This window comes from Nocardia neocaledoniensis, from assembly GCF_029868625.1.
Taxonomy (GTDB): domain Bacteria; phylum Actinomycetota; class Actinomycetes; order Mycobacteriales; family Mycobacteriaceae; genus Nocardia; species Nocardia neocaledoniensis_A.
Genome location: NZ_JARWOJ010000355.1, coordinates 1 through 9,967, shown reverse-complemented (window position 1 = coordinate 9,967; position 9,967 = coordinate 1). Strand labels below are relative to the sequence as shown.

At 72.0% G+C, this 9,967-nt stretch carries 10 protein-coding genes; 8 read left to right on the top strand and 2 right to left on the bottom strand.

Annotated features, from left to right (window positions below):
- Positions 1-124 precede the first annotated feature (124 nt).
- Positions 125-1,504 carry a DUF349 domain-containing protein gene (locus QH270_RS27635; RefSeq protein ID WP_280346978.1) on the bottom strand — a complete coding sequence of 460 codons (1,380 nt, stop codon included), beginning with the start codon at positions 1,502-1,504 and terminating at the stop codon, positions 125-127.
- Positions 1,505-1,767: 263 nt separating this feature from the next.
- Here QH270_RS27635 and QH270_RS27630 point away from each other — a divergent pair, with 263 nt between their 5' ends.
- The 7 genes from QH270_RS27630 (at position 1,768) to QH270_RS27600 (ending at position 8,663) form a co-directional block, all read left to right on the top strand.
- Positions 1,768-2,541: a hypothetical protein gene (locus QH270_RS27630; RefSeq protein ID WP_280346977.1), complete on the top strand. Its 774-nt coding sequence runs from the start codon at positions 1,768-1,770 to the stop codon at positions 2,539-2,541.
- On the top strand, positions 2,538-3,473 hold the full coding sequence (miaA, locus tag QH270_RS27625) for a tRNA (adenosine(37)-N6)-dimethylallyltransferase MiaA (protein ID WP_280346976.1): 936 nt from the start codon (positions 2,538-2,540) through the stop codon (positions 3,471-3,473). The genes QH270_RS27630 and miaA overlap by 4 nt, the downstream gene beginning before the upstream one ends.
- The gene (locus QH270_RS27620) at positions 3,470-4,306 is read left to right on the top strand and encodes a TrmH family RNA methyltransferase (protein ID WP_280346975.1); all 837 of its coding nucleotides are present in this window, start codon (positions 3,470-3,472) and stop codon (positions 4,304-4,306) included. The genes miaA and QH270_RS27620 overlap by 4 nt, the downstream gene beginning before the upstream one ends.
- A 44-nt stretch (positions 4,307-4,350) precedes the next feature.
- Complete coding sequence (dapF, locus tag QH270_RS27615) at positions 4,351-5,232, top strand: diaminopimelate epimerase (RefSeq protein ID WP_280346980.1); 882 nt, start codon at positions 4,351-4,353, stop codon at positions 5,230-5,232.
- Between the two features lie 171 nt (positions 5,233-5,403).
- Complete coding sequence (gene hflX, locus QH270_RS27610; RefSeq protein ID WP_280346979.1) at positions 5,404-6,834, top strand: GTPase HflX; 1,431 nt, start codon at positions 5,404-5,406, stop codon at positions 6,832-6,834.
- Positions 6,835-6,961: 127 nt separating this feature from the next.
- Positions 6,962-7,837, top strand: coding sequence for a lysophospholipid acyltransferase family protein (locus QH270_RS27605; RefSeq protein ID WP_280346974.1), 876 nt, complete (start codon positions 6,962-6,964; stop codon positions 7,835-7,837).
- A gap of 85 nt (positions 7,838-7,922) precedes the next feature.
- Complete coding sequence (locus tag QH270_RS27600) at positions 7,923-8,663, top strand: pirin family protein (protein WP_280346973.1); 741 nt, start codon at positions 7,923-7,925, stop codon at positions 8,661-8,663.
- A gap of 6 nt (positions 8,664-8,669) precedes the next feature.
- On the opposite strand, the gene lexA is transcribed toward QH270_RS27600, so the two are convergent.
- Positions 8,670-9,386, bottom strand: a complete 717-nt coding sequence (lexA, locus tag QH270_RS27595) for a transcriptional repressor LexA (protein ID WP_280346972.1) — start codon at positions 9,384-9,386, stop codon at positions 8,670-8,672.
- A gap of 187 nt (positions 9,387-9,573) precedes the next feature.
- On the opposite strand from lexA, the gene QH270_RS27590 reads away from it, so the two are divergent.
- Positions 9,574-9,963 carry a hypothetical protein gene (locus tag QH270_RS27590; RefSeq protein WP_280346971.1) on the top strand — a complete coding sequence of 130 codons (390 nt, stop codon included), beginning with the start codon at positions 9,574-9,576 and terminating at the stop codon, positions 9,961-9,963.
- The last annotated feature ends 4 nt before the right edge of the window (positions 9,964-9,967 follow it).

Genomic DNA, 9,967 nt, shown 5'->3' with positions numbered 1-9,967 from the left:
CGATGACCACCGTTCCCACCCGCCATCCCGATCGCCCCCACCGCACCCCCCTGACCGGCTAATAGGCCCCCTACACCGGCCAAACCCCCCGACCGGATCGGGGGGGGGTTTTCGCGTTCGTTCGCTACCTGTTGCTGACGGCGCCCTCGGCGGCCTCGGCCCATTCGCGCCACTGCTTGGCCTGTTCGAGCGCCTTCTCCGCGTCGCGCTTCTTGCCCGCCGCGGTGGCCTTGGCGGCCTGCTCCTCGAACTGCGCGACCCGCTCCCGGAACTGGGCGGCGCGGGCGACGGCCTCGGGGTCGGTGCGCCGCCACTGCTGGTCGGCGGCATCGCGCACGCGCTTCTCGATCGCGCGCAGCTTGCCCTCGAGTTCCTGCATGCGCTCGCGCGGTACCTTGCCGATCGCGTCCCACTTGTCCTGCAGTTCGCGCAGCGCGGCACGGGCGGCGTCGAGTCCGGTGGCCGGGTCGATGTGCTCGTAGGCGCGCAGCAACTCTTCCTTGGCGGTGGCGTTGTGCTCGAACTCGGCGTCGCGTTCGGACACCGCCGCGTTGCGGGCGGCGAAGAACACGTCCTGCGCGCTCTTGAACCGCCGCCACAGCGCCTCGTCGGCCTCGCGCGGGGCGCGCCCGGCGGCCTTCCACTCGGTGAGCAGATCGCGGAACACCGCGGCCGTGCCGGACCAGTCGGTGGAGCCGGACAGCTCCTCGGCGCGCACGCACAGCTCTTCCTTGCGGGTCTTCGCCGAGGCGCGTTCCCGATCGAGCTCGGCGAAGTGGGCGCCGCGGCGACGGTTGAACGCCTCACGGGCCTTGGAGTAGCGCTTCCACAGCGCGTCGTCGACCTTGCGATCGACGCCGCGGATGGACTTCCACTCGTCGAGGATCTCGCGCAGCCGGTCGCCCGCGGCCTTCCACTGGGTGGACTCCGCGGCGATCTGCTCGGCCTCGGCCGCGAGAGCCTCCTTGCGCTCGGTGTGCTCGTGCCTGGCGCGTTCCTTCTCCTCCTTCGCGTGCGCGGCCGCTTCCTCGGAGTGTTCGGTGATCGCCTGCAGGCGGGCGGCCAGGCCCTCGACATCACCGATGACGGCCGCGGTCGGCAGGGACTCGGCCAGCGCGAGCGCGGCGGCCTTGGTCTTGCGCGCGTCCGCGCCGGCGGCCAGCCGGGCCTCGAGCAGGGCGACCTCGGTGGCCAGGTCGTCGAACCGGCGGCCGAAGTGCTGCAGCCCCTCGGCGGCGTCGCCCGCCTGCCAGGACCCGACCACGCGTTCGCCGTCGGCGGTCTTCACCCACGCGGTGCCGTCCTCGTCGACACGGCCCCACTTGCTCGGGTCGGTGACGGTCGGCACGACGACGGGGTGCGGATGCGGTTGGTCGGGGCCCGGCGCCGGTTTCACGGCGTGCGGTTTCGGCGCGCGCGCGGGCTTGCCGCCGGGCTTGGGGGTACCGGACGGTCGCGGGCCCGGACCGGGGGTGGGCTTCGCGGTTCCGTTGCTGTCGGTCATTGCTCTCCGTCCCTGCCGCGCGTCACGGCTGCCTGGTTACGCCCTAGCACATCCCATTGAACCCGGTCCGGGCCGAGGAAACCATCGATCCGAGTGATCGGATGCCGGATTTCCTGGGATTTCATCCCGAACGGCGGGGGTGGTCGCACCAGAAAACACTAGCAATCTCGGTGGGCATCGCCGCGCCGGACACTCGCGGAGCACACCCCCGCCGGAGTGCGGTGGATGCCGGCCGACGCGCGCGGTACGGCTACGGTTACGGCGTGTTCTCGATAGCGGCCCTGGTCCCGTCGCCGCCGTTGCTGGTGCCCGAACTGTGCGGGCGGCCCGGCGCGCCGGACGGCGATCCCGACGACCCCGTCACGGCGCTGCGCGCCGCCGCCCTCGACGCCGCCGCCGCGCTCGCCGCGTCGGCCGGGCGCTGGACCGTCCTCGCCGTCGGCGAGCGCGACCAGAACTTCCCGTCCACGACCAGAGGGACCTTCCGTGGCTTCGGCGCCGACGTCGTCGTCGGGCTCGGCCCGGCGCCGCGCGAGCCCGCCCCGGCAGACGCCCAGCTTCCGCTGCCGGTCCTGATCGCCGGCTGGTTGCGGGAGCGGGTCGCGCCCGGCGTCGAGGTCACCGCGCGGCTGCTCGCCGCCGACACCGCGCCCGCGGCGTGCGCCGGGATCGGCGCCGCGCTGCGCACCGAGCTCGACGCCGACGCCGTCCCGCACGCGGTGCTGGTCGTCGGCGACGGCGCGGCCACCCTCACGGTCCAGGCGCCCGGCTACCTCGACGAGCGCGCGGCCCCGGTGCAGGAACGCGTCGACACCGCGTTGCGCACCGGTGCGCTGGCCGGGCTCGCCGCGCTGGACCCCGCGCTGTGCGCGGATCTGCTGATCGAGGGCCGGGCCGCCTATCAGGCGCTGGCCGGTCTGTTCGCCGCCGATCCGGCCGATCCGCGGGTGCGTACCCTCTATCAGGGCGCGCCCTTCGGGGTCGGCTACGACGTGAGCGTGTGGCAACCGGGTGGACGGGAAGGGATCGAGCGGTGACGAGCTGGCCGGTGCGTCCCGTCGCTGTCGTCGGCCCGACGGCCACCGGGAAGTCCGATCTCGCGCTGGACCTCGCGCAGCGCCTCGACGGTGAGATCGTCAACATCGACGCGATGCAGCTCTACCGCGGCATGGACGTGGGCACCGCGAAGCTGCCGGTCGCGCAGCGGCGCGGGATCACCCACCATCTGCTCGACGTCCTCGATGTCACCGAGACCGCGACCGTCGCCGCCTACCAGAGCGCCGCGAGCGGCATCGTCGAGGACCTGCTGGCCCGCGGCCGCACCCCGGTCATCGTCGGCGGCTCGATGATGTACGTCCAGGCGCTGCTGGACCAGTGGGACTTCCCCGCGACCGATCCGGCGGTCAGGGCGCGCTGGGAGAAGCTGCTCGCCGAGGGCGGCGTGCACGCGGTCCACGCGGCGCTGCGGCAGGCCGACCCGGTCGCCGCGGCCACCATCCTGCCCACCGACGGCAGGCGGATGGTGCGCGCGCTCGAGGTGGTCGAGCTGACCGGACAGCCCTTCGCGGCGTCGGCGCCGACCATCGGGACACCGCGCTGGGACACCGTCATCCTCGGCGTCGACCGCGAGACCGCCGCGCTGGACGCCCGGATCGAGCAGCGCACCGCCCTGATGTTCGACACCGGTCTGGTCGAGGAGGTGCGCGGCCTGATCGAGCTCGGGTTGCGCGAAGGCCAGACCGCCCGCCGCGCGATCGGCTACGCCCAGGTGCTGGCCCATCTCGACGGTGAGTACGACCTCGCCCACGCCCGCGAGCGCACCCTGATCGGCACCCGCCGATACGTGCGCAGGCAGCGGTCGTGGTTCCGCCGCGATCCCAGGGTGACCTGGGTCGACGGCGCCGATCCCGAGCTCGCCGCGACCGCGCTGGCACTGCTCGACGACCAGATGGGACAGACAGCGCAGTGACGCGACGAGTGAGCACCCGCAACGCCTCGGTGCAGGTGTGGCAGGCCTACCTGAGCAACAGGACCAAGCGGAATCGCGACGGTCGGTTCCTGGTGCAGGGCGTGCGCCCGATCACCCAGGCGCTGGCCAACGACTGGCCGCTGGAAACGCTGCTCTACCGGCTCGGCGGGCCCGACCTGTCGAGCTGGGCGCGCGAGGTGCTCGACACCGCCGAGGTACCGCAGATCGGGCTGGTGCCCGAGCTCATGGCGGAGCTGGGGGAGAAGTCGGCCGCCGCGCCCGAGATCGTCGCCGTCGCGGTCTCGCGGCAGCCGGAGCTGGCCGAGTACGCGCCGGGCGAGCCGGGCGAGGACGCCCCCGTCGTCGTGGTGTTCGACCGCCCCAACTCGCCAGGCAATCTCGGCACGCTGATCCGTTCCGCAGACGCGTTCGGGGCGTCAGGTGTGATCGTCACCGGGCACGGCGCCGACCAGTTCGATCCGCAGGCCGTCCGCGCCTCCACCGGCTCGCTGTTCGCCGTGCCCGTCCTGCGCGCGCCGGGGCCGGGGCAGGTGCTCGAATTCCGGGACCGGCAGGTCGCGCGCGGCATCCCCACCCGCATCGTCGGCACCGACGAGCACGCGCCGAGCACCATCTACGACTACGACTTCACCGAGGCGACGATCCTCGTGGTCGGCAACGAGACCACCGGGATGAGCGCGGCCTGGGCCGAGGCCTGCGACGATCTGGTGACCATCCCGATGGGCGGCACCGCCAGCTCACTCGGCGCGCCGTCGGCCGGGGCGATCGGGCTCTACGAGATCGCCAGGCAGCGGCGCACGTTCGCCCGGTAGCGCACGGGTCGGGGGCGAGGAGGACAATGGTCGGCGTGTCCGACATCGAATTCAGCAAGGGCCACGGCACCCAGAACGACTTCGTCGTGCTGCCCGACCCCGAGGTCCGTCTCGACCTGAGCGTCGATCGCGTCGCCGCGCTCTGTGATCGGCGGCGCGGGCTCGGCGCCGACGGTGTGCTGCGCGTGGCCACCGCCGGTGCCCTGCGTACCGCGGGCGTGCTCGACGCGCTGCCCGAGGGCGTCGGCGCCGACGACTGGTTCATGGACTACCGCAACGCCGACGGTTCGATCGCCGAGATGTGCGGCAACGGCGTGCGGGTCTTCGCGCACTACCTCGTCGCCTCCGGGATGGAAGCGCGCACCGAGTTCGTCGTCGGCAGTCGCGCGGGCGCCAGACCGGTGGTGGTGCACGCCGCGGGACCGGTCGACGGCGAGGTGACCGTGGACATGGGCGTGGTCCGCGAGCTCGGCCCCTCCACCGCGACCCTGGGCGGCTGGGCGCTGGCCGGGGTCGGCATCGATGTCGGCAATCCGCACCTGGCCTGCGTCGACGACACACTCACCGCCGAGGCGCTGGCGAAGCTGGATCTCACCGCCGCGCCCGGCTTCGATCCCGACCTGTTCCCGCACGGGGTCAATGTCGAGATCCTCACCGCGCTCGACGCCGACCACGCCGTCGACATGCGCGTCTACGAACGCGGCGTCGGCGAGACCAGGTCCTGCGGGACGGGCACCGTCGCGGCCGCGGCCGCCGCCCTCACCGCCGCCGGTGTCGCGGTTGCCACCGGTTCGGGCGAGGTCACGGTGCGGGTGCCCGGCGGTCGGGTACTCGTCGGCATCGCCGGTGGACGGGCGAGCCTGCGCGGCCCGTCGGCGCTGGTGGCGAGCGGGACGATCGGCCGGGAGTGGTGGAACGCGCAGTAGCGGGATAACCGGATGCGTCCTGTCACCGTGACGTGGCAGCATGGAGGTTGTATGACGACATCTGAGAACCCCACAGAACCCACTTCGACCGAGTACACCGACCCGGTCGAGCCCGACGTGGCCGCCGATCGCGGTGACGTCGACGACGCGCTGGCGCGGCACGCGGCCCGCATGCAGCGCCCCGGCTGGTCGGCCGAACCGACCGTCGGCGAGATGCAGCTCGACGAGCGCTCCTCGCTGCGCCGCGTCGCCGGTCTGTCCACCGAACTCACCGACATCACCGAGGTCGAATACCGCCAGCTGCGCCTGGAACGGGTCGTGCTGGTCGGTGTCTGGACCACCGGCAGCGCCGCCCAGGCCGACGCGAGCATGGTCGAGCTGGCCGCGCTGGCCGAGACCGCGGGCTCGGAGGTCCTCGAGGGCCTGATCCAGCGCCGCGACAAGCCCGACCCGGCCACCTACATCGGCTCCGGCAAGGCCGAGGAACTGCGCACGATCGTGCTCGAGACCGGCGCCGACACCGTGATCTGCGACGGTGAACTCACCCCGGCGCAGCTGACCGCGCTGGAGAAGGTCGTGAAGGTGAAGGTCATCGACCGCACCGCGCTGATCCTCGACATCTTCGCCCAGCACGCCACCTCCCGCGAGGGCAAGGCCCAGGTCGCGCTCGCGCAGATGGAATACATGCTGCCGCGGTTGCGTGGCTGGGGTGAATCCATGTCCCGGCAGGCCGGTGGTCGCGCCGGCAGCAACGGTGGTGTGGGTCTGCGTGGTCCCGGTGAGACCAAGATCGAGACCGATCGCCGCCGCATCCGCGAGCGCATGGCCAAACTGCGCCGCGAGATCCGCGAGATGAAGACCGCCCGCGACACCATGCGCGCCAAGCGGGCGGGCAGCGGCGTGCCCGCGGTCGCGATCGTCGGCTACACCAACGCGGGCAAGTCCAGCCTGATGAACGCGCTCACCGGCGCCGGTCTGCTGGTGCAGGACGCGCTGTTCGCCACCCTCGATCCCACTACCCGCCGGGCCGCGCTCGACGACGGTCGCGAGATGGTGTTCACCGACACCGTCGGTTTCGTCCGGCACCTGCCGACCCAGCTGGTCGAGGCGTTCCGCTCGACGCTGGAGGAGGTCACCGGCGCCGACCTGCTGTTGCACGTCGTCGACGGCTCGGATCCGCTGCCGCTGGAGCAGATCAGGGCGGTGCGCGAGGTGATCACCGACGTGATCAAGGAACAGGGCACCGCGGCGCCGCCGGAACTGCTGGTGGTCAACAAGATCGACGCGGCCGACCCGAACGAGCTCACCCGGTTGCGCGGGTTGCTGCCGGAGGCGGCGTTCGTCTCCGCGCACACCGGCGCCGGCGTGGAGCAGCTGCGCGAGCGGCTGTCCGAGGTGCTCGGCGGGCTCGACGTCGACATCAGTGTGCTGCTGCCCTACAGCCGCGGCGATCTGCTCGCGCGCATCCACGCCGACGGCCGGATCATCTCCTCCGCGCACGAGGAAGGCGGCACCAGGGTGCGCGCGCGGGTGCCGCACGCGCTGGCCGCCGCGCTGTCCGAATACGCGCATTCGGGCCCGGCGGAGGTCGTCCCGAACTGAGCCGACCAGTGGGATTCGCCACATGGTCGCGGTCAAGATCGATGCGACACAGCCATTTTCGGGCGCTATGGTCGATGGTCGACGGCAGGAGGGTGTTATGTCGAACGACCAGCGGGGTCCAGAGATCGTGAGTGGGAACGACAGTGGGGGATCGGTCGAGCAGGGCGGCCGGATCCTCTCCGACAACGCACCGCTGAATCCGTCGCCGAGCGAGTGGGAGATCCGGGCGTTCGAGGCGGTCTTCGCGCCGGTCCGGGCCTGGGCGAGCCCACGCTTCTACGGCTTGGAGAACATTCCGGCCGAGGGGCCGGTGCTGATCGTGGCCAACCACAACCTCCTCGGCGGGATCGACGCGCCGCTGCTCATGCCGGAGATCCTGCGGGCCAGGGGCAGGCTGGTCCGCGGTCTGGCCGAGCACGTACTGATGGTGCCCGGTGTCCGGCACCTGCTGCACCGCTTCGGCGCGGTGCGCGGCACCAGGTCGAACTGCCTGGCGTTGCTCGAGCGTGGCGAGGCGGTGGTCGTGTTCCCCGGCGGCGGTCGTGAGGCGATCCGGCGCAAGGGGGAGAAGTACGCGCTCAAGTGGGACAACCGCACCGGCTTCGCCCGGATGGCCATCCAGGCCGGTGTGCCGATCGTGCCGCTGGCGATGATCGGCGTCGACGACGCCTTCGACATCGTCTTCGACGGGCAGCATCCGGTGATGCGCCCACTGCGCTGGACGTGCAGCCTGCTCGGCATCAACCCGGAACTCAACCCGCCGATGGTCAAGGGCATCGGCCCGACCCCGTTGCCGCGACCGGAACGCTTCTACTACTCGGCGGGTACGCCGATCGATCCGGCGCCGTGGCTCGAGGCCGAGGATCTCGACACCGCGGCCGCCGACCTGCGTGATGTCGTGCGCAAGAGCCTGGAGGAGGAGCTGCGGTTCCTGTTCTCCGAGCGCGAGCGCGATTCCGGCCGCACCCTGGTCGGGCGCCTGCGCGGGGCGCTGCCCTTCTGATCGCCGCCGGGCCGGAATGCTCCCGGCCCGACCCGCGTTACCCGCTATACGGACTTGAGTCCGGATAGTGGGAAGGTGGGCGACGATGACAACGGCGCGGGTACGGGTGATCCCGGGTGGCGATCGTGCGCACTGGTGGAACGCCTGGCTCGATTCCCGGCAGTCCTTTCCGGCGACGGGCAACTTCGTGCTCGAGGACCATGCGCACGGGCTGCTCCTGGTGCACAACGAGGATGTCGTCGCGCCGGGCGAGGGCTTCGACACCCATCAGCACCGCGACACCGAGATTCTCACCTGGGTGCTGGAAGGCACTGTGGTGCACCAGGATTCGGCGGGCCACTCCGGGGTGATCCGGCCAGGACTGGCCCAGCGGATGAGCGCGGGCGCCGGCATCCGGCACTCCGAGCGCAACGGCGCGGGCTATCGCGAACGCGACAGCCTGCACGTGGTGCAGATGTGGATTCCCCCGGACACCCCGGGCGTCACGCCGAGCTACCAGGAACTCGATATCGACGGCGACCTGCGCGGCAACGCCCTGGTACCGGTGGCCTCCGGCATGCCGCGCCACCGCGGCGCGGCCGCGATCGGACTGGGCAACCGGCACGCCACCTTCCATGTGGCCCGCCTGGATGAGGGCCGATCCATCACCGTTCCGGACGCGCCCTACGGCCACGTGTTCGTGGCCCGCGGCAGCGTCGACTTCGAGGATCACGGCACCCTCGCCCAGGGTGACGCGGTGCGCCTGACCGCGGCGGGTGGCCATCGCGTCACCGCGGTGACCCCCGCCGAACTCCTGATCTGGGAGATGGACGCCGGCGTGCGCTGAGCGCGCTCAGACCTTGCGGATGACGGTGACGACCTTGCCGAGGATCTGCGCGTCGTTGCCCGGGATCGGCTCGAAATGGGGGTTGTGCGGCATCAGCCACACGTCCTTGCCGCTGCGCTTGAACGTCTTGACGGTGGCTTCGCCGTCGATCATCGCGGCCACGATGTCGCCGCCCTCGGCCACGTTCTGCTGGCGGACCACCACCCAGTCGCCGTCGCAGATGGCCGCGTCGACCATCGACTGGCCGACGACCTTGAGCAGGAACAGCGATCCGTCACCGACCAGCTCACGCGGTAGCGGGAACACGTCTTCCACGGCCTGCTCGGCCAGGATCGGCCCGCCGGCGGCGATCCGGCCCAGGACCGGGACGAAGGTGGGTGTCGGCCGGTTCGCGTCGACCTCATCGACCGGCTCCACCGGGAGCGCGGTCACCGATCGGACCGCCTCGTCGAGACCGCGGACATTCACCGCGCGTGGCCGATTCGGGTCGCGGCGCAGGTAGCCCTTGCGTTCGAGAGCGCGCAGCTGATGTGCCACCGAGGAGGTGGAGGTGAGGCCCACCGCGTCGCCGATCTCGCGGATGCTGGGCGGGTAGCCGCGTTCGGTGACCGAGGTCCGGATGACCTCGAGGACCGTGCGCTGACGCACGGTGAGATCCGCTCCGGATCCCGATGTGACGGTGCCGGTAGCGCTTTCGTCACCCGTGTCGTCTGTGTGGGTCACCGTGTCCCGCCCTTTCGCTGGTCGAATTCGCTGTTCCGAGGTTAGTCGCGCCACGCCGAACTATCAAACATCTGTTCGAGCATGTCGGGCGTTTCGTGCTGACATCGTCGTTCTGGCGTGGTAGAAATCGAACATCAGTTCGTCGCACAGATGTTCGAATGGCACACCACCCCCGGAGGTTCTTCCGATGAGCACAGCGACCGGCGCCCTGCAGTCCTACGACCCCACCGCCTCTCCCGAGCCCGTCGCCCGGCGGCGTCGCACGGCCCGCGCGCGCCGCCCCTTCGCGCTCGTCCGTGGCGCGGGCGGCACCTCGCTCGCGCGGCGCACCGCGCCGGATGCGCGCCGAGTGGTGCCCGAGGCGCGCCACGTGCGGCCGGATCCACGGCGTGTGCTGCCGGAGCCGCGGCCGGAGCGCGCCCGCACCGATGTGGCGCGGGGACCCGCCGCCGAGGTGTTCGCCGCCTACGGGTTCGCGGGCCCGGCCGCCGCGGGGGGCGGGGGGGGCGGGGGGGGGGGCCGGCCCCCGGGCGCCGGGCGGGGTATAGGCGTAGGCCCCGGGGCGCCCCCCGGATAGCCCC

Coding starts and splice junctions, on each gene's coding strand:
- QH270_RS27635 (WP_280346978.1), bottom strand. CDS start 1,504: ATGACCGACAGCAACGGAACCGCGAAGCCCACCCCCGGTCCGGGCCCG.
- hflX (WP_280346979.1), top strand. CDS start 5,404: ATGCAGCGCCCCGGCTGGTCGGCCGAACCGACCGTCGGCGAGATGCAG.
- QH270_RS27600 (WP_280346973.1), top strand. CDS start 7,923: ATGACAACGGCGCGGGTACGGGTGATCCCGGGTGGCGATCGTGCGCAC.
- QH270_RS27590 (WP_280346971.1), top strand. CDS start 9,574: ATGAGCACAGCGACCGGCGCCCTGCAGTCCTACGACCCCACCGCCTCT.